Genomic DNA, 20,289 nt, shown 5'->3' on the forward strand with positions numbered 1-20,289 from the left:
CGCGTTTTCGTCCGGTCTCCCCGTTGCTGGCAGCTTGGCACGATCGCTCGCCAACTATGACGCCGGCGCTCGTACGCCTCTGGCTCTAATCTTTGCGGCCTGGGGCGTCGGGTTATTTACTGTATTATTCACTGGGATCTTGTCTCACGTGCCGGTTGCTGCTGTTGCTGGAATTGTTGTCGTCGCGGTGCTGGGCCCTGTGGATCTTGGAATGATTGCTCGGTCTTGGCAATCCTCGGCAGCGGACTTTGGCTCGCTCTTGGGTACGATTATTGTGACCCTGAGCTTTGGGGTTTCAAGTGGTTTATTGGTGGGCGTTGCCTTATCGGTATTGGTGCACAACTACCGCACCTCGCACCCACACGTTGCGATCGTGGGCAAGCTCCCAGGTACGGATCGTTTTGGTGATGCCGACCGGCACGACGTGGTGACAGACCCCTTGGTGTGCACCTTGCGTATTGACGAAAGCTTGTATTTTCCCAATGCGTCGTTTCTTGAAGATGTCGTTTATGCCGCCATATCGGCTCGGCCTCGGCTGCGTCATCTGGTACTTCTGTGCTCATCGGTTAACGCAATCGACATGAGCGCGCTAGAGACGCTGGAGATGTTAAATTATCGCCTAGCTGAGCTGAATATTACCTTGAATTTGAGTGAAGTAAAGCCGCATGTAATGGATGAATTGCGCGATAGTACGTTTCGTGCACGCATGACCGGCAAGATATTCCCTACCCAGCTAGAAGCTTTTGAAACACTGCGTCGAGCATAAGGTCAGCTCAAGCTTTCAAGCTTACGGTACAGGGTCCGAAGGCTGATGCCTGCTTGTTTCGCGGCGGCCTTCTTGTCGCCCTGGTGCGCTTCTAATAGCTCTGCGAAATATCGGCGTTCGAGCTCCGCCAAAGAGTAATGCGTTAACTTGCTGTTCGGATCGCTAAGCTTTTCGGCCCCACCCATGGCGATGGCTCGCTCTTTGAGAAGACGGTTAATGAGATCGTGAGCTAGTACGTTGCCATCGTTAAGAACAGAGGCCCGCAACAAGAAATTTCTGAGTTCGCGTATGTTGCCAGGCCAATCCGCCTCCTCTAATAGGCTCTGCGCGGCTTGCGTTAGGTGGTATCGATTCCCTGGTCCAAGGCTTTCTAGTATCGTGTCAGCAATGACTGGGATATCCGGGCGCCTGTCGGTAAGCCTGGGCATATGAATCGGGAACACGTTGATTCGATAATACAAGTCTAAGCGAAAAGCCCCCTCTTGCACGCGCCGCCAAAGATCGTGATGAGTGGCGCAAATCAACCGAAAATCGGTGTGTTTTGATTCGCTTGATCCGATCGGGCGGTAGCTGCCTGTTTCGATGAGTCGGAGTAACTTAACCTGTAAGTTGAGTGGAATGTCCCCTACTTCATCTAAAAAGAGTGTTCCTCCGTCGGCTGCAGAGGCCAGTCCTTGGCGTTCAAAATTAGCGCCTGTGAAGGCGCCCTTAGTGTGACCGAACAGCTCGCTCTCAAAGAGCGTCTCAGTTAAGCCTGAGCATTCTAGCGTGACCATAGGACGCTTACTGCGACCGCTTTGCTGATGAATGGCTTGAGCGATGACCTCTTTGCCCGTGCCTGACTCGCCGAGCAATACAACGGCGATATCGCTGTCTGCCACTCTGCTTACTTGGCTGAGTACCTGACGGAAAGCTGGGTGACTGCCTGCGACTTTTACCGGCTCGTGCGTGGTCACTTTGTTCTCGACCGACCGTAGCACTTCGACGAAGTGAGTAACGTTCCCGCTGTCATCACGAATCGGTGTCATTTCAACATCGACGTATTCGCGTCCTCTGGGTGTGTGATGCACATGCAGTACGCGTGTTTTTTGACCTGATGCCCTAGCTTGACGCATGGGGCAATCTTCTCCCGACTGATCGCAGGGTTTGTCATAGCCGTGCGATATCGCATAGCACTTCGGGGAACTCGTCAGATCGAGCTGACCGAAGGCGGATTCGTAAGCCGTGTTGGTCGCTTCTATCTCGTAATCCTTGGAAACAACAATAGCCGGAAGCTCGATGACATCGAGTAGATCTTTCGGGTTGGTGAGAGTAGATTTCATGCCGTTATTGTCACTCTTTTTGTCATTTTTGACAAGACTGCCGGATTGCTTTGCGTCATTTTTGGCTAGCCTGCTGATCGAATTTGTAAGGTACTGTTTTTCTGAAGTTTTTTATTCACTGGATTGATATCAGGAAGTGGCACGGTTTTCGCATTCCTTGGAAGGAAACTCCATTCAAACCTATAGAGGTGCGTTATGAACCCATTGCCATTTGAGCTTCAAACGACTCATTACCCTGAAGTCGTACCTTTTTATGACGACGACACGAATACGTTTTCTTATGTTGTGTATCAGAGGGGCGATTCGCGATGCGCGGTGATCGATTCCGTACTGGATCTGGATTACCCGTCGGGCACGGTAAGTACAGTTGGCGCGCAGCGTATTATTGATTACATCGAAAAGCATCAGCTTGAGCTTGAATGGATTGTCGAGACGCATGTGCACGCCGATCACCTGTCAGCGGCGCCAGTATTGCAGGAGCGCTTGGGAGGCAAACTGGTCATCGGTAAGAACATCCAAGTCGTGCAGGATACGTTTGGAAAAGTATTCAACGAAGGGACCGAGTTTAAACGCGATGGTTCGCAATTCGATGTATTAGTCGAAGACGGTGATGAACTCACCATGGGCGACCTGCAAATTAAGGTACTGCACACGCCCGGGCATACGCCTGCGTGCATGACCTACATCATTGGTGATGCCGTGTTTGTAGGTGACACCTTATTTATGCCCGATGGCGGTACGGCTCGGGTTGATTTTCCCGGCGGCGACGCAAGAACTCTGTATCGGTCCATAAAACGTCTGCTCTCGCTGCCAGAGAATTTTCGCTTGTTTATGTGCCATGATTACTGCCCAAATGGTCGGGCTCTTGAGTATCAAACTACGGTGGCGGCTGAGAAAAAAAGCAATATTCACGTGAACGACAAGGTCAGTGAGGACGAATTTGTCGCCATGCGTGAGGCGCGCGATGCAACCTTAGGTATGCCGCGTTTGATTTTGCCCTCGCTTCAGGTGAACATGAGAGCGGGTCACATGCCGCCGGCCGATAGCGACGGTAGAGTATTTTTGAAACTACCTGTTAACGCCTTTGTATAATCATAATTCTAAGGGGACGTACTATGAAAACTGCAACCATCAACGACAAGCTGTCTCTCTCTGACCAATTGCTACTCAGCGACATAGCGGATTTGGCTTCGAGTGGCGTGAAAACCATTATTTGTAACCGTCCGGATGGTGAGGACAGTGATCAGTTAACCTTCACCGAAATCCAAGCCGCTGCCGCTGAGCATGGCATTATGGCTATTCATCAAGCGATAACGCCCGGCCAGATCTCAGGCGCACAAGTCGACGCATTTAGGCAGGCGGTTGATGAAACTGATGGTAAGGTGCATGCCTATTGCCGCACGGGCACGCGGTCGATCACATTGTGGTCCTTAAGTGAGGCGAAAACAGGCGTGTCAGCGGCGACTCTCATTGAGCGCGCAGAGAGCGTGGGCTATGACCTAAGTGGTATGGCTGAGAAATTTGCAGCGGCAAATCCGGATGCGCCTAGGGCCCCTACTCCTAAAGAGTATGATGTAGTAATTGTTGGTGGAGGTGCCGGCGGTATCTCGGTTGCGTCTTCCTTACTCAAGCGCACACAGGATTTAAGTATTGCCATCGTGGATCCGGCGGAAGTGCACTACTACCAACCTGGCTGGACAATGGTCGGTGGTGGTGTGTTTACGCAAGAGCAAACCGTTAAATCGATGAGCTCACTCATACCCTCAGGTGTGGTTTGGATTAAGGAGGCCGTGGCTACATTTGCGCCGACCAGTAACCAAGTGACCTTGGAAGACGCCAGTGTGTTGCAGTACCGCCAGCTGGTTGTGGCGCCCGGTCTCAAGCTGAACTGGGGTGCCGTGGAGGGTCTGACTGAGACCCTTGGGCACAATGGTGTAACCTCAAATTATCGTTATGATTTAGCACCTTACACCTGGAAGTTGGTTCAGGGTCTTAAATCTGGGAAGGCGATCTTCACTCAGCCCCCCATGCCGATTAAGTGCGCCGGCGCGCCTCAAAAGGCGATGTATCTATCGAGCGATCACTGGTTAAAAAGTCAGGTGCTTGGCAACATCGATGTCGAGTTCTGTAATGCCGGTGCGGTGCTCTTTGGTGTCCAAGAATACGTGCCCGCTTTGATGGAATACGTCAAAAAATACGATGCGACACTGTCCTTTAACCACAACCTTGTCAAAATTGATGGCCCCAGTAAAACGGCTTGGTTTGAAGTGAAAGACGCCGAAGGGAATACTCAGGTGGTTGAAAAAACCTTCGATATGATTCACGTCTGCCCCCCGCAGTGCGCTCCCGACTTTGTGGCGCAATCGGAGCTTGCCGATGCCAACGGCTGGGTAGACGTTGATCAAACGACCCTGCAACACAAACGTTTCAATAACGTCTGGTCTTTAGGCGATGTTCAGAACGCTCCCAACGCGAAGACAGCTGCGGCAGCGCGTGTTCAAGCGCCGATTGTTGCGAACAACCTTCTGCACGAGCTGGGAAGAGAAAGCTGGGTTGCCCATTACAACGGTTATGGTAGCTGCCCCCTTACCGTTGAGCGCGGAAAAATTGTGCTTGCCGAGTTCGGCTATGGCGGCAAGCTATTACCTAGTTTCCCATCTTGGGTCTTGAACGGTCGCAAACCCACGCGCCTTGCTTGGTGGTTGAAAGAAATTATCCTACCGCCGATTTATTGGAAAGCCATGCTAAGGGGCCGTGAGTGGATGGTAACTCCCGTCCACGAAAAAGGCTGATTTCATGCAATGGTTCCCCGCGGCACAGTGGCTCAGAGGCTACAATCGTTCGTTGTTTACCGCTGATTTTATCGCGGCGATCATCGTCACGATTATGCTCATCCCGCAATCGCTGGCCTACGCGATGTTGGCCGGGCTGCCTCCAGAGGTTGGGTTGTATGCTTCAGTGCTCCCACTGGTCGCTTACGCCTTGTTTGGTACAAGTCGCACTTTGTCGGTGGGACCCGTTGCCGTCGTCAGTTTGATGACTGCTAGCGCGGTCAGTGACGCGGTTGCGGTAACCGGTGCCGATTATCATCAGGCGGCGATCTTATTGGCGTTGCTCTCTGCCGCGATGTTGATTGGCATGGGCTTGCTGCGATTTGGTTTTTTGGCCAACTTTTTATCGCATCCGGTCGTCTCAGGCTTCATCTCTGCCTCTGGGATCATTATTGCGCTGAGTCAGTTGAAGCACGTATTAGGTATTTCGGCTCACGGTGAAACACTGATTGAGCTCGGTAAGTCCCTTTTGGCTCATGTTGCTGAGACGAATAGCTATACTTTGGGCGTTGGCTTGTTTGCCTTGCTCTTCCTGGCGTGGTGTCGAAGGTATCTGAGCGTCTCGCTTGTTCGGATGGGATGTTCAAAAGATTTGGCCTCGACATTAACCAAAACCGCGCCTGTTATCTCGATTGCAGCGACCATTGCCCTAGCCTACGGTTTTGACTTGGCAGACCGAGGCGTGGCTATTGTCGGGGCCGTGCCCAGCGGTTTGCCCAGCCTTGGCTTGCCAGCATTCGAGTGGCGTTTAATCGAACAGCTATGGCCCTCCGCTTTGCTAATCTCCATCATCGGCTACGTGGAGTCGATCTCAGTTGGCCGCACTCTCGGTGCAAAACGACGTCAACGGGTGCACTCTGATCAAGAGCTCATTGGCTTGGGCTCGGCTAATTTAGCCTCTGCTTTGTCCTCTGGATTTCCCGTGACCGGGGGATTCTCGCGATCCGTTGTTAATTTTGATGCCGGCGCTCAAACTCCGGCAGCAAGTATTATGACGGCGATCGGTATTGCGCTGGCGGCGATGTTTTTGACCCCGATACTTTTTTACCTACCGAAAGCGACACTGGCCGCCACAATTATTGTCGCCGTGATGAGTCTGGTCGATTTGGGTTTGTTAAAGCGTGCTTGGAATTATTCTAAGAGCGATGGGTTGGCCCTAGCAGGAACCATCGTCATTACCCTTTTGGCGGGCGTTGAAGCAGGTGTTGTAACCGGCGTTGCGCTCTCAATTTTCTTGCACCTGTATCACACGTCAAAGCCTCATGTTGCCATCGTCGGAGAAGTCCCAGGAACCCAGCATTTTCGGAATGTTAGCCGCCACAAAGTCATCACTGCGCCGACGATTTGCTCGATCCGAATTGACGAAAGTTTGTATTTCCCCAACGCCGCGTACCTCGAAGATGTGGTCTACGCGCAAGTCGCCAAGAATCCAGAGTTAAAGCATGTCGTTTTGATGTGCTCGGCGGTCAACGTGATCGATCTGAGCGCTCTCGAAGCGCTGGAGATGATTAACGAGAGGCTGACAGAGCTTGGTATTGGTCTACACTTGTCTGAGGTTAAAGGACCCGTGATGGACGCTTTGGAGCGTTCCCACCTGCTGCACGCTTTGAACGGTCACGTCTATTTGTCGCAACACGAAGCTTTCACCCAATTACAGGCTGGCGCTGGGGCTTAAGCTCCTCGACTGGGGGGATTAACGCTGTTTGGGGCTGGCTAGCGCTGAAATAAGCCGCCATAATGGTGTTTCTTTCGTTTGTAGCTACTGACTATGTTTTTGCGCCTAATTTTAATCACCCTTTTACTGTCAACCACCGCACTTGGTCTTGCGCTTGAGTCTAGCGAGGGGCCTTTAAAGTTCACAGATGAGCAGACTAAAACTCTGCAAGAGATGATCAAAAATTTGGAGCGCAGGCATTACGCCTCAAAGGCCTACGACAATAACCTATCGATGATGCATCTGGAGCGCTACATCGATACCTTAGATCCTCGCAAACTTTATTTTACGATTCAAGATGTTAAAGCATTTTCTCGCCACGGTCTTTTGCTTGATGATCAAGCCAAAGAGCGTACCCTGCAGGCGGCGATCGAGGTGTATTCGATTTACTATGAGCGCCGAGTCGCGCGATTATCGCGGTTTCTGAATGACATGGCCGGTCAGATTGCCCAGCTAGATTTTAACTCAGATGATTATCTTGAGTTGGACGCTGAAAATCTCGCCTGGGCAGATACCGAAGAAGCCTTGCAGGTGCGTTGGCGACTACAATTCAAAAATGATGTGCTGAATCTAAAACTTGCCAAGAAAACCGACGAAGAGATCGTTAAGACACTGCGTAAGCGTTATGGCTATCAGCTCAAAGAAGCGCAGCGCACGACCGAGCGAGATGTGTTTAGCGTCTATGCGAATGCTCTAGCGAGCCTTTACGGGCCGCATACGTCTTACTATTCTCCCAGACAATCAGAAAACTTTGATATCGAGATGTCCCTGTCGCTAGAGGGTATCGGTGCCCTGCTTCAGCTTGACGAGGATTACGTCAAAGTCAGCCGGATTGTGCCTAAAGGCCCGGCAGATAAACACGGGCAGTTAAAGGCCGCGGATCGCATTGTTGGCGTTGCCCAGGGCCCAGAGGGTGAACTGGTCGATGTGATCGGCTGGCGTCTTTCTGAGGTTGTTGATTTGATTCGAGGCCCAAAAGGCACAACGGTTCGACTGGAAATTATTCCCGCTAAGTCTTTTGGTTCCGGTGAAACTCAAATCATCGAAATTGTCCGCAATGAGGTTAAGCTCGAGGAGCAAGCTGCACAGGCAGATGTCATAGAAATTCAGCGAGATAGCAGAACGTATAGGATTGGAGTCATAGATATTCCAACCTTTTACATGGATTTTGAAGCCGCAAGTCGAGGTGATCCAAACTACCGGAGTACCTCACGCGATGTCCGGCGCCTGCTCGATGAGCTCGAAGCCAAACACGTCGATGCTGTGCTGATTGACTTGCGCAATAACGGTGGCGGCTCACTGCGTGAGGCCAATGATCTCACCGGGCTATTTATTGATTATGGTCCGACGGTGCAGATTAAACATTCGTCTGGCAACATTTGGCGTGATGGCAAACGAGAGCGCGGCAATTATTACTCGGGGCCCATGGGGGTCATTATTAACCGTCTGAGTGCCTCAGCATCAGAAATCTTTGCGGGTGCCATTCAAGATTACGGACGCGGCTTGATTATCGGCAATGAATCGTTTGGTAAAGGTACAGTGCAGACCTTTGCAGCACTGACCGAAGGGCAGCTTAAAGTCACCGAGTCGAAGTTTTACCGCATATCAGGTGACTCTACACAGCATCGCGGCGTAACCCCTGATGTTGTGCTCCCGTCTCTTTACGACCCTGACGATATTGGTGAGAGCACCATGGACTTTCCCCTGCCTTGGGATCAAATTCGAGCGGTACCACGACAAACTTACGGAGACTATGAGGCACTGCTGCCGCGCTTGATTGCGTCGTCACAACAACGTCAACTATCGGAGCCTCATCTGGTTTTGTTGCGTGAGCAAATTGAGCTTGCAAATCGAGACCGGGAGCAAACGCGGCTTTCTTTAAACTTCGAGGAACGGCAGAAGGCGCGCGACGAGCGCAACGCCCGTTGGCTTGCGATCGAGAACAAGCGGCGTGCACTGGAGGGGGAAGAGCCACTTCTTACGCTCGAGCAGGATGATGAAGAGAGTCCTGATGAGGTGGACGCACAAGAACAGCGCAATGCGATCGACACGGAGCACGATGCCCTGCTACTGGAATCTGCGCAAGTGATCACTGACGCGCTGGCTTTTAGTCAAGAGCCCCTGCTGGCCCGACCAGCCATCAAGTAATTACCTCCAGGGTCGGGCGATTATACCAGCTGAGTTTCTGGTGAAGCTTTATGACCTGCCCCACCAGTATCAATGTGGGGCCATCCCAGCTCTGCTGTTCGGCTTTGGCCACAATATCTTCAAGAGTGCCGATCAGTATAAGCTGGGTCGGTAGGGTCGCATTCTGGATAAGAGCAATCGGTGTTGTCGGCTCTCTGCCCGCATCGAGCAAGCGCGTGACGACGCTATCGAGCGCCTTTAAGCCCATATAAACGACTAAGGTCTCATCAGCAGAGCCGCAATCCTCTAGCGTCAAAACCGGTGTGTCCTGCTTTAAATACCCCGGAACAAAACGCACTGATTGGGCGTAATCCCGATGCGTTAAAGGAATACCTGCATAACTGGCAGCGCCCGCTGCCGAGGTTATACCCGGAACGACCTGAAATGGCACGTCGTGCTCGGCGAGTAACTCGAGTTCTTCTCCACCTCTGCCAAAAATGAAAGGGTCACCACCCTTAAGTCTGACGACTTTTAAGCCTTGCTGGGCAAGCTCAAGCAGAGTGTGATTGATGTCAGACTGAGCCACAGCGTGCTTATCTCTTTGCTTGCCGACGTAAATGCGTTGGGCGTCCCGCCGCGCCAAATCCAACACTTCCTGCGATACTAAACGATCGTAAAGGACCACGTCGGCGCGCTGCAGTAGCCGCAAGGCCTTGAAAGTCAATAGATCAGGGTCCCCGGGACCTGCTCCAATTAAGGCCACATCGCCGCGCTGATAATCACTGCTTACTAGAAGATCGCTGGCGAATCGCTCGGCAGTTTCAGTATTGCCGTTAAGTACAGCCTCAGCGGCTTCGCTCTCCACTAGCGTCTCGTAGTAGAGACGTCGTTCGCTCTCGGTAGCTAAAGCGGCTTTAACACGGTCACGCAGGGAGCCTACAAAGCGCGCGAGTAATCCATAGTTGGTTGGCAGCCAAGCTTCCAGCCGTTTGCGTAACAAGCGCGCGAGTACAGGGCTCTTGCCGCTGCTCGAAATGCCAATAATGATGGGGTTGCGATCGACAATGGCGGGAAAGATAAACGAGCACAGCTCGGGCTCGTCGACTACATTAATGGGAATGTTGCGCTCGTTCGCTTCGGCTGCTAACCAAATGTGTACTTCGTGATCTGAAGTCGCGGCAACGATTAGCCTCTTACCTTCGAGGTCGCTGGCTTTAACTTTGCGCTGAAAATACCGATCTTCTGGTGTTAATAAAGTCTGCAATTCAGAACAAATATCGGGTGCCACAACGCACAGTGTTGCTGAGGCTCGCTTTAATAGGGTTGCCTTGCGGGCGGCAACAGGGCCCGCACCGACCAACAAGACCTCAGAGTCTCTGAGGTTGAAGGCAAGAGGCAGATAATCCATTACTTTAGCCTTGTATAACCTCGACGCCTCTCATATAAGGCACGAGCGCTCGCGGTATAACAATCGAACCATCTTTTTGCTGATAGTTCTCTAACAGAGCTACCAGGGTTCTTCCAACGGCTAGACCAGAACCGTTCAATGTATGAACGAGTTCGGGCTTTCCCGTCTCTGGGTTGCGCCAACGAGCTTGAAGTCTACGTGCTTGATAGTCACCAAAGTTAGAGCACGACGAGATCTCGCGATAAGCGCTTTGGCCAGGTAACCAAACCTCAAGATCGTAGGTTTTATGAGCGGAAAACCCTAGATCACCGCCGCACAACACTACTTTGCGATACGGCAATTCTAAAGCCTGCAAGATCGCTTCCGCGTGTCCGGTCAGCGCTTCAAGAGCCTCTTCTGAGTCGTTGGGTCGGACAATCTGGACGAGCTCCACCTTTTCAAATTGATGTTGGCGGATCATGCCCCTTGTATCTCGGCCAGAGGCACCGGCTTCACTGCGAAAACAGGGCGTATGACAGGCGAATTTTAAGCCATGTTCGAGTTGCTCGGCGCTGAGGATCTCGTCCCGAACTAGGTTCGTCACGGGGACCTCGGCCGTAGGCGTTAGATAAAATGCATGCTCTGTCTGGAGCTTGAACAAGTCTTCTTCAAACTTAGGTAGCTGCCCAGTGCCTTGCAATGAGGTAGCATTGACGATGTAAGGTACATAAACCTCTTGATAGCCGTGTTGCTCGGTGTGAGTGTCGAGCATGAATTGCGTGAGGGCGCGGTGCAGTCGGGCGAGGCCTGATTGCAATACCGTGAAACGAGAGCCCGCTATCTTAGCCCCCTGCTCTTGACTGAGCTGACGCAAGGCCTCACCCAAATCAACGTGATCTTTGGGCTCAAAATCGAAGTTTCTCGGTTCGCCCCAGCGATATACCTCTTGGTTATCCTCTTCGCTACTGCCAGCAGGAACCTGCGTGCTCGGGATGTTTGGCGTTGCTAGGAGCATCGCTTCCAATTTTCCTTGGACTTCTCTCGCTTCCTGCATGGCTGCGCCGAGCTGCTCGTCGATAAGCTCGAGGATGGCGGCAACTTCCGCTTTGGCCTCGTCAACGCTTTTGCCTGAAGCAACCAAGCTTCCAATTTTCTTAGAGGCTTGCTTCCGCTGTGCCTGTAAGTCCTGTGCGCTGATATCCGCTTGCTTGCGTGCGGCATCAAGTAGCTCGAAGGCTTCACGATCGAAAGCGAATCCTTTGACCGCTAGTTTCGCAACCACCTCATCCAAATTGTTACGTATGTACTTCAGATCTAACATAATATTCCAGCAATTAACTAAGAGTTCTCGCCGCGTAAATGCCCGCCATTGCGCCGCCGACGCAGAGAATGACAGAGGCCGCGATATAGCTTGCAGCAAGCGCCGCTCGCCCATTGTGTATTAACTGTACCGTCTCGAGTGAGAATGACGAGAACGTTGTGAATCCGCCCAATAAACCGGTCATAAGGAAGAGCCTTAGCCAATCCGCATGGACTACGCGGTCGGCGAATATAACGCTGATCAACCCAATAAAAAACGAACCGATGACATTCACCACGAAGGTCCCTGTCGGAAAGGCAGAAACAAAATGGCTCGCGATCCAATGGCCCAGCGCGGCTCTGAATCCCGCCCCCAAACCGCCGCCAGCCATGATCACACAAAGCATCCGCCAGTCCAAAACAACACCCCACGCCGTTAAAGGGCGCTATTGTACCTTGTTTGCGGTCAAGATCCGACTCGCCGCAATCACAAATTACTGAATTTCTGTGCCGGGTGGAGGGTTAAACGTAAAAACATCTTCGGGGAAGTGCCCCGTTTTAGCGTTGACTATCTCGATGAGGCTGCGATGCCCAAGACTTGTGTGTATTTCTATGCTTCGGGGATAGCCCTCGCGAGTTAAAGTCATGCGGATGGCTTGAATTTGGCTGTCGCTATCGCGTGGGGCAAGGGACAACTGATCGTCGGTTTCTGTCACCGCATAACGCTGTTCGAGAACGCTTTTATTGCCGCTAAATAGAGCAAGCGTTGCTTGATCACCACTGCTCTCGTTTGAATGAAACGTCGCCACTTCTAACCAAGGATCGTAGTGCCAAACGCCCTTCGCAGTAGCATAAAAGGTCTGAGGATCAGGGGTTCGGACTTCCCACAGCGCATAATTGGGGCGTTGCAGGATCAAATCACCCTCGCTCGTTCTGATTAGAGCGCCGTTAACATCGTACTCAAATTGCGTGAACGAAGCACTTAGACCGTCCCAAGACAACCAGCGGTCAAAAACTGATTCTGAAGCCGCGCTGGTCGACGTGACAACTAAATACAGTATCGTGGCTGTAACGAGTCGTAAGTGCATTAGACATCTACCGGTGGAGGTGCCAACACATCGCGCTGCCCGTTATGTCCCATCGTTGAAACAACACCCGCGGCCTCCATTGCTTCGATCAGCCGAGCGGCTCGGTTGTAACCGATACGCAGCTTGCGTTGTACCGAGGATATTGACGCTCTGCGCGATTCCAAAACGAAATGTACGGCTTCGTCATACAGAGGGTCCGCTTCGGGATCATCACCACCACTGCTTTGCAGCTCTTGAGCCGTGACGGGGGTATTGCCGCCCTCTTCCAGCAAACCCTCGATGTAGTCGGGCTTACCGCGTTTTTTCCAATCGGCAACAACACGGTGTACTTCGTCATCCGAGCAAAAAGCGCCGTGGACACGGGTCGGAAGTCCCGATCCTGGCGGTAAATACAGCATGTCGCCATGTCCTAGCAGCTGCTCGGCGCCACCCTGATCCAAAATGGTTCGGCTGTCTATCCGAGAGGACACTTGAAACGCAATACGGGTGGGCACGTTGGCTTTGATTAAGCCGGTAATCACATCGACCGAGGGTCTTTGTGTTGCCAGTATGAGGTGAATGCCCGCAGCCCTCGCTTTTTGAGCAATACGAGCGATTAGCTCTTCGACTTTTTTGCCCACAATCATGATCATGTCGGCGAACTCGTCGATGACAACAACGATCGAGGGTAAATGCTCTAGTGCCGGTGCCACTTGTTCTTGATCAGCAAACATGACGTCTTTGCTGGGTCGCCATGTTGGATCAGTGATAACCTCACCCGCCCGCTTTGCGTCCTCGATTTTGCGGTTATAACCGCTTAAGTTTCGAACCCCAAGCGAGGCCATGACTTTGTAGCGGCGCTCCATCTCAGCGACACACCAGCGTAAGCCATTGGCGGCATCTTTCATGTCGGTAATCACGGGCGTAAGCAAATGCGGGATGCCATCGTACACCGACAGTTCGAGCATTTTTGGATCGACGAGTAATAGGCGAACATCGTTGGGTGTGCATTTATACAGCAAGCTTAAGAGCATCGCGTTTACGCCGACCGACTTGCCGGAGCCGGTTGTGCCAGCCACCAAGAGATGTGGCATTTTGGCAAGATCTGCAACGACGGGAAGGCCAGATATGTCGTGACCTAGCGCCAAGGTTAAAGGCGATTTTGCTGTGTCAAAGGCCCGAGACGACAGCACCTCGCGAAAATTCACAATTTCGCGATCTTCATTGGGTATCTCGATGCCCACTACCGACTTGCCGGGAATGACCTCGACCACCCGAACACTAATAACGGCAAGGCTGCGCGCCAAGTCCTTGGCAAGGTTGGAAATACGCGAGACCTTGACACCCGCAGCGGGTTGGATTTCGAACCTTGTAATTACGGGCCCAGGATACACTGCCACCACCTCGGCCGTAATTCCAAAATCTTTGAGCTTGAGTTCCAGCAGGCGAGACATTCCCTCTAGAGCCTCTTTACTGAAGCCTTTGTTGGGATCATGGGATGCGGGATCCAGCAATTCGAGTGCTGGTACTTCTCCGGCGGGAGCGATGTCCTGAAACAGATTAACTTGCTTTTCTTTCTCCGCCCGCTCGCTTTTCTCGACGGGTTTACTGGGCGCCTTTATTCTGGGCGGAGTGCGCAATTTTTGCGTTTCGACGTGCTGCTGTATCTCGATCTTGCGAGACAGCTGCGCTCGTGCTTTTGCTCGTTTTTCCCTTATCCTTCCTACTTGGTAATAGCACCAATGCCAACTTGCGCTGCAGTAACGTATGGTCCAGTCACCTAAGGCGTCCATCACTTTGAGCCAGCTGAGCCCAGTGAATATGCTGATCCCAAAGAGAAACAAGGCGACCAATAAAACGCGAGCGCCGAGGCCAGAAAACCAGTCGTTGAATACCTGGCCCACCATAAGACCGACAATGCCGCCTGCGCCCTGCGGTAGATTTGAGGCGCCTTCTTGATTCAAAGATGCCAAGGCGCAGCCAGCGCCCACAATCAGAGCCAAGCCAAGACTTCGCAAGGCGACCAGTTCGCGCCAGCGATCTGCGTCGCCAATGCGCTCAAAAACCATTTGAATCGCCTTGATAGCGAGTAGGATTGGCACGCCGAATGCCCAATAGCCGATGAGAGAAAAGCTGATATCGGCAAGGTAGGCCCCAAAAACACCCGCCGAATTAAGCGTTTGGTCGTTGAGTCCCGATGTGGACCACGCGGGATCGCTGGGGCTGTATGAAAATAAAGCAATTAACAAATAAACACAGCTAGCCGTGACGCCAATCAGTGCGCCCTCTGCAAGTCGATTTCGTACAGTGTTGTTTGATGCCATGGCGCTATAGTATCCCGATACTTCATTGGATTAAAAGACCAACAACAAACGCACCCCATGCTTTGCCCCGACGCGCCGTTTACTCTAGACTTACGCGCTTGTTAAACAAGCTTTGGAATCCCCATGTCAGAACATCGTAAAGTGATCATTCTTGGCTCTGGCCCCGCCGGTTACACAGCCGCCATTTACGCAGCTCGCGCCAATTTGTCTCCCTTGGTTATTACCGGGATGCAGCAAGGTGGACAGCTCACCACAACAACCGAAGTTGAAAACTGGCCAGCAGGTGCAGAGGGCTTGCAGGGCCCGCAACTTATGGCTGATATGCTAGAGCACGCCGAGCGCTTCGATACAGAAATTGTGTTTGATCACATCGAGAGAGTCGATCTGCAGCAGCGACCTTTTCGACTTGAAGGTTCAAAGGTTTACACCTGTGACGCGCTGATTATTGCAACCGGAGCGAGTGCCCAGTATTTGGGTTTACCCAGCGAGACAGCCTTCATGGGTAAAGGAGTGTCGGCGTGTGCCACCTGCGATGGTTTTTTCTACCGCAATCAAAAAGTAGCGGTCGTGGGCGGCGGTAATACCGCAGTCGAAGAGGCTCTTTATTTATCCAACATTGCCTCAGAGGTTACGCTTATACATCGACGCGACACTCTGCGCGCCGAGAAAATCATGCAAGACAAACTGTTCGCCCGCGAGGCCGAGGGTCGAATTAAAATCCTGTGGCACCACCAGCTCGAAGAAGTGTTGGGTGACGAGCAAGGCGTCACCGGCTTGAGATTAAGGGCGATCGAGTCCGGTGCTGAACACTTGATTGATGTGGCGGGTGTATTCATCGCAATTGGGCACAAACCGAACACAGACATCTTCAAGGGCCAGCTCGACATGGAGGGTGGCTATTTAACCATTCACTCAGGTACCAGCGGTAATGCGACGGCAACGAGTATTGAAGGCGTCTTCGCGGCTGGCGATGTGGCCGATCACATCTATCGACAAGCAATCACGTCGGCTGGTTTTGGTTGCATGGCGGCGCTAGACGCAGAACGTTATCTAGACGATCAATAATTGGTGGACGTTTTTGGGTTTCCCCCTACTTGGCAAGCCCTTAGTGATCCACCAGGTTTGCTGGCCATCGGGGGCGATTTAAGCCCCGAGCGCCTGCTTCACGCTTATGCTTTGGGGATCTTCCCGTGGTACTCGGATGGCGAGCCGATTCTGTGGTGGACGCCAGATCCCCGCTGTGTCTTGCTCCCGAACCAAATTCGGGTGTCTAAATCGTTAAAGAAAAGATTACGCAAGCCCTACACGGTGACGACCAATAGGGCCTTTGCCCAGGTGATGTTGCACTGCGCCACCGTGGACGGGCGGATCGATAACACGTGGATTAGTTCAGAGATGCATCAAGCCTACAACGAACTTCATCGGCTTGGCTATGCTCATTCTATCGAGGTGTGGTTAGACGCTGAACTCATCGGAGGGCTATATGGCTTGAGGCTTGGTCGCGTTTTTTTTGGTGAATCGATGTTCAGTCGCGCGACTGACGGCTCGAAAATTGCGCTCGCGGCGCTCTCCGTCTTGTGCGCGAAGGCCGGCGTTAAACTCATAGACTGTCAGGTTGAGAACCCCCATTTGATGAGTATGGGAGCGAGTCTATTGCCACGACTAGACTTCGAACACATCCTCGGCGAGAATGTCCACGCAGATATAGACCATCGTTGTTGGCGCCTAGAAGAGCGGACCAAGGAACTCCTGTGAGCTCATCCTTACACCATCTAAAAGTATTCACAACCTATCCGCACGAGTGCAGCTATTTGTGGGGCAAAGAGGCAACTACTCTCTTTGTCGATCCACAGCAAGATGTGGATCAAAACCTATACACGTCGCTGTCACGTATGGGCTTCCGTCGGTCCGGACAGCACATGTATAAGCCCAATTGTGCGAGCTGCCAAGCCTGTGTTCCGGCCCGCATACCGGTTGCTGACTTTATGCCTAGTCGGAATCAACGGCGGGTGCTTAAACGCAATGCTGATTTGCGAGTGCAAAGCTTGGCGACGCCAGAGGTCCCGGAAGCCTATCCTTTGTACGAAAGGTATATCAGCGCCCGACATCGCGACGGTGATATGTATCCCCCAAGCGTGGAGCAATTTAAGTCATTTTTAGGTCAGGCCTGGGATTTTACTCGTTATTATTGCTTCAGTGCCGGCGATGCGTTGAAAGCGGTGGCCGTAGTGGACCACTTGAATGACGGTTTCTCCGCCATTTACACCTTCTTCGATCCCGCTGATGACGCTCGGAGTTTAGGCAAGTTCGTCATTTTGTGGCAAATAGAACTCGCCAAGCAACTCAAGCTTCCCTACGTTTACTTGGGCTACTGGGTACAGAATTGTCGTAAGATGGACTACAAAATTCAGTACAAACCCATCGAGCTCCTCAATCAGGGCGAATGGGTGAGGATAGAAACCTAGCTAAATTACGTTTTTTGGTGGCGTTATGCGGCCAGTTAAGGCAAAATGCGCACCGATTTCAGCAAGAGCTTACGGTGCATGGCTAAAGAAGATCAGATTGAAATGGACGGCGAAGTCATTGACACGCTTCCCAATACTACTTTTCGCGTCAAGTTAGAGAATGGTCACGTTGTGACGGCGCACATTAGCGGCAAAATGCGCAAGCATTACATCCGCATTTTGACCGGAGACAAAGTGCGAGTTGAACTCACGCCTTACGACCTAACCAAAGGTCGCATCACCTACCGCGAGCGATAAAATGCCTTGAGCTCAGCTCAAGGCTTCCAATTCTTGTTCTTGCGGCTGCGAACTCTCAACATCCAGACTTAATGTGTCTCCAGTGTCGCTCACTCGCACATGGACGGTTCCGCCAGCAGCCGACAATGAGCCAAAAAGCACGAGCTCAGCAAGAGGCTTCTTAATGTACTCCTGTATGACGCGCGCCATGGGTCTGGCACCCATGTGCATGTCGTAGCCCTTTTCTACCAGCCATAAGCGAGCATCTTCATCAACCTGTAATTGCACCCGCTTGTCGTCTAGCTGACCCTGAAGCTCAGTCAGGAATTTATCGACAACCGTCAGTATCACATCTTCACCGAGCGGTTCAAATTCTACAATACTGTCTAGGCGATTGCGGAATTCCGGAGTGAATAATCGATTGATCGCTTCCATACCGTCGGTGCGATGATCTTGCTGAGTAAAGCCAATTGATCGACGGCTGATTCGCTCGGCACCCGCGTTGGTTGTCATGACCAAGATAACGTTACGGAAGTCCGCTTTGCGGCCGTTATTGTCAGTGAGCGATCCATGATCCATAACCTGTAGCAACAAATTGAATACTTCTGGGTGCGCCTTTTCGATCTCGTCTAGCAGTACTACTGCGTGCGGATGCTTGGTTACGGCGTCCGTTAACAGTCCGCCCTGATCAAACCCAACATAGCCTGGAGGTGCGCCAATCAGCCGTGAAACCGTATGGCGCTCCATGTATTCGCTCATATCGAAGCGAATAAGTTCGAGTCCGAGCATTGTTGCTAGTTGACGGGTGACCTCCGTTTTGCCAACACCAGTAGGCCCAGCTAATAAAAAGCTACCGATGGGTTTGTGCTCCGACTTTAGCCCGGCTCGAGCAAGCTTGATCGCTGAACTGAGCTCTGATACGGCTTTGTCTTGGCCAAAGACCACCATCTTTAGATTGCTCTCGAGCTTTTCTAGTGTTGATTTGTCGTCGCGACTGACTGACTTCGGCGGAATCCTCGCGATCTTAGCAACAATCGCCTCGATGTCGCCAACGCCGATTTGTTTTTTGCGCTTCGATTTGGGCAGTAGCTGCTGGTAAGCACCTGCCTCGTCGATGACATCAATGGCTTTGTCTGGCAAGAAACGATCAGTAATATAACGAGCTGCCAGATCTGTGGCGACTCGCAGTGCTTTGTCGGTGTAGCGAACCTTGTGATGTTCTTCGAATCTGGACTTTAGGCCCTTCAAGATTTTGTAAGCGTCGTCTGGTGAAGGCTCCGTCACATCGATCTTTTGAAAGCGACGACTGAGGGCCTTATCTTTATCGAAAATACCGCGATATTCAGCGTAAGTTGTCGATCCGACGCAGCGCAGTTTGCCCGATGTCAATAGCGGCTTCAGTAAATTGCTCGCGTCCATCACACCACCGGATGCAGCACCAGCGCCGATGATGGTGTGAATTTCATCGATAAATAAAATGGCACCTTCGTGCTTCGACAGTTCTTTTAGCAAGCCCTTGAAGCGTTTTTCGAAGTCGCCCCGGTACTTCGTGCCTGCTAGCAGGGCCCCCATATCCAGAGAATACACGGTGCTTTGCGCTAACATTTCGGGCGCATCCCCATCGTGGATAAGTTTTGCAAGTCCCTCAACGATTGCGGTTTTACCCACCCCTGACTCGCCTACCAGCAGCGGGTTGTTCTTGCGACGTCGGGCCAACACTTGCGCAAGTCGCTCTACTTCTTCGGCTCGACCTATCAACGGGTCTATGTCCCCCTCGCCCGCTTTTAAGTTGAGATTGGTCGCAAAACTTGTCAGCGGATTACCCTCGCCGCTTTCCTCGCTGGACTCGCTCGTGTTTGTCTGATTAATTTCCGGCTCAGCATTGTCCTCGATTTTTGATACGCCATGGGTAATATAATTCACCACATCTAAACGAGATATGTTCTGGGTTTTTAGGTAGTAAACCGCTTGGCTCTCTTGCTCGCTGAAAATGGCCACCAGTATGTTCGCGCCGCTGACTTCGTCTTTGCCCGAGCTCTGTACGTGAAACACAGCCCGCTGAATAACTCGTTGAAAGCCTAAGGTCGGGTGTGTATCGAACTGATCGCTCGCGCTATCTTCGATTAGCGGAGTCGTCGAGTCGATAAACTCAACAAGGTCAGCGCGCAACGCGTCGCTATCTGCACCACAGTGTTTTAACACCAAGGCCGCGTCGGGATTATCTAACATGGCTAACAACAGATGTTCTACCGTGAGATACTCGTGCTGTTTGGACTGTGCCGAGCGAAATGCCTCGTTTAAGCTTAGCTCTAATGCCTTATTTAACATCACGTATTCCTCTAGGACTCATCGTCGCTCATTGGTTCAACTTCGCACAGGAGTGGGTGCTGGTTTTCCCGTGAAAACTCATTGACTTCGTAGGCTTTGGTTTCCGCAACATCGCGAGGGTAGATACCGCAAACGCCTTTACCCTGAGTGTGCACCGCCAGCATGATCTGAGTGGCTTTTTCTCGATTCATTCTAAAAAAGCGCTCTAATACGAGTACGACAAATTCCATGGGCGTGTAGTCGTCATTCATTAGCACCACTTTGTAAAGGGGTGGCTTCTTCAGTGCGGGTTTGGCCGGCGCTACTGCGAGTCCGGTTCCGTCGTCATCTTGGTCTGGATGTTGCTCACTCATTGAAAATGCTACCGCCTAATTTGTCGTCAT

Annotated in this window: 17 protein-coding genes; 9 read left to right on the forward strand and 8 right to left on the reverse strand. The window is 51.9% G+C overall.

Translation table 11 applies throughout. From position 1 onward, the window contains the following. Nucleotides 1-766: SulP family inorganic anion transporter (locus ACTF5Z_RS07005; RefSeq protein ID WP_438985022.1), on the forward strand; the 766-nt coding region annotated here is incomplete at its 5' end. A gap of 2 nt (nt 767-768) precedes the next feature. On the opposite strand, the gene ACTF5Z_RS07010 is transcribed toward ACTF5Z_RS07005, so the two are convergent. Further along, a complete protein-coding gene (locus ACTF5Z_RS07010; RefSeq protein WP_438985023.1) occupies nt 769-2,088 on the reverse strand; it encodes a sigma-54 interaction domain-containing protein in 1,320 nt (439 codons plus the stop codon). A gap of 195 nt (nt 2,089-2,283) precedes the next feature. Between ACTF5Z_RS07010 and ACTF5Z_RS07015 the strand changes: the two genes are divergently transcribed. The 4 genes from ACTF5Z_RS07015 (at nt 2,284) to ACTF5Z_RS07030 (ending at nt 8,781) form a co-directional block, all read left to right on the forward strand. Continuing rightward, nucleotides 2,284-3,180: an MBL fold metallo-hydrolase gene (locus tag ACTF5Z_RS07015; RefSeq protein ID WP_438985024.1), complete on the forward strand. Its 897-nt coding sequence runs from the start codon at nt 2,284-2,286 to the stop codon at nt 3,178-3,180. Between the two features lie 23 nt (nt 3,181-3,203). Then, complete coding sequence (locus ACTF5Z_RS07020) at nt 3,204-4,880, forward strand: TIGR01244 family sulfur transferase (RefSeq protein WP_438985025.1); 1,677 nt, start codon at nt 3,204-3,206, stop codon at nt 4,878-4,880. 4 nt (nt 4,881-4,884) lie between these two features. Next, entirely contained in the window at nt 4,885-6,594 is a 1,710-nt protein-coding gene (locus ACTF5Z_RS07025; protein ID WP_438985026.1) for a SulP family inorganic anion transporter, read from the forward strand. Between the two features lie 93 nt (nt 6,595-6,687). After that, entirely contained in the window at nt 6,688-8,781 is a 2,094-nt protein-coding gene (locus ACTF5Z_RS07030; RefSeq protein ID WP_438985027.1) for a carboxy terminal-processing peptidase, read from the forward strand. On the opposite strand, the gene cysG is transcribed toward ACTF5Z_RS07030, so the two are convergent. From cysG to ACTF5Z_RS07055, 5 genes are all read right to left on the reverse strand, one after another. Then, the gene (gene cysG, locus ACTF5Z_RS07035; RefSeq protein WP_438985028.1) at nt 8,774-10,168 is read right to left on the reverse strand and encodes a siroheme synthase CysG; all 1,395 of its coding nucleotides are present in this window, start codon (nt 10,166-10,168) and stop codon (nt 8,774-8,776) included. The genes ACTF5Z_RS07030 and cysG overlap by 8 nt on opposite strands. Before the next feature lie 4 nt (nt 10,169-10,172). Beyond that, nucleotides 10,173-11,468 (reverse strand): serine--tRNA ligase, encoded by a 1,296-nt coding sequence (gene serS / locus ACTF5Z_RS07040; protein WP_438985029.1) that lies wholly within the window; start codon nt 11,466-11,468, stop codon nt 10,173-10,175. 13 nt (nt 11,469-11,481) lie between these two features. Then, nucleotides 11,482-11,853, reverse strand: coding sequence for a fluoride efflux transporter CrcB (gene crcB, locus ACTF5Z_RS07045; protein WP_438985030.1), 372 nt, complete (start codon nt 11,851-11,853; stop codon nt 11,482-11,484). A gap of 87 nt (nt 11,854-11,940) precedes the next feature. Beyond that, nucleotides 11,941-12,534, reverse strand: coding sequence for an outer membrane lipoprotein chaperone LolA (gene lolA / locus ACTF5Z_RS07050; protein WP_438985031.1), 594 nt, complete (start codon nt 12,532-12,534; stop codon nt 11,941-11,943). Next, nucleotides 12,534-14,837, reverse strand: a complete 2,304-nt coding sequence (locus ACTF5Z_RS07055) for a DNA translocase FtsK (protein WP_438985032.1) — start codon at nt 14,835-14,837, stop codon at nt 12,534-12,536. The genes lolA and ACTF5Z_RS07055 overlap by 1 nt, the downstream gene beginning before the upstream one ends. A 123-nt stretch (nt 14,838-14,960) precedes the next feature. On the opposite strand from ACTF5Z_RS07055, the gene trxB reads away from it, so the two are divergent. The 4 genes from trxB (at nt 14,961) to infA (ending at nt 17,599) form a co-directional block, all read left to right on the forward strand. After that, on the forward strand, nt 14,961-15,902 hold the full coding sequence (gene trxB / locus ACTF5Z_RS07060) for a thioredoxin-disulfide reductase (protein WP_438985033.1): 942 nt from the start codon (nt 14,961-14,963) through the stop codon (nt 15,900-15,902). Between the two features lie 3 nt (nt 15,903-15,905). Beyond that, a complete protein-coding gene (aat, locus tag ACTF5Z_RS07065; protein WP_438985037.1) occupies nt 15,906-16,592 on the forward strand; it encodes a leucyl/phenylalanyl-tRNA--protein transferase in 687 nt (228 codons plus the stop codon). After that, a complete protein-coding gene (locus ACTF5Z_RS07070; protein ID WP_438985034.1) occupies nt 16,589-17,302 on the forward strand; it encodes an arginyltransferase in 714 nt (237 codons plus the stop codon). The genes aat and ACTF5Z_RS07070 overlap by 4 nt, the downstream gene beginning before the upstream one ends. 78 nt (nt 17,303-17,380) lie before the next feature. After that, a complete protein-coding gene (gene infA, locus ACTF5Z_RS07075) occupies nt 17,381-17,599 on the forward strand; it encodes a translation initiation factor IF-1 (RefSeq protein ID WP_040816397.1) in 219 nt (72 codons plus the stop codon). A gap of 12 nt (nt 17,600-17,611) precedes the next feature. Here infA and clpA read toward each other — a convergent pair whose 3' ends face one another. Both clpA and clpS read right to left on the reverse strand, forming a co-directional pair. Further along, the gene (gene clpA, locus ACTF5Z_RS07080; RefSeq protein ID WP_438985035.1) at nt 17,612-19,906 is read right to left on the reverse strand and encodes an ATP-dependent Clp protease ATP-binding subunit ClpA; all 2,295 of its coding nucleotides are present in this window, start codon (nt 19,904-19,906) and stop codon (nt 17,612-17,614) included. An 11-nt stretch (nt 19,907-19,917) separates the two neighbouring features. Then, complete coding sequence (clpS, locus tag ACTF5Z_RS07085; protein ID WP_438985036.1) at nt 19,918-20,259, reverse strand: ATP-dependent Clp protease adapter ClpS; 342 nt, start codon at nt 20,257-20,259, stop codon at nt 19,918-19,920. Nucleotides 20,260-20,289: the final 30 nt, after the last annotated feature.

The organism is Aequoribacter sp., from assembly GCF_965659035.1.
GTDB lineage: Bacteria > Pseudomonadota > Gammaproteobacteria > Pseudomonadales > Halieaceae > Aequoribacter.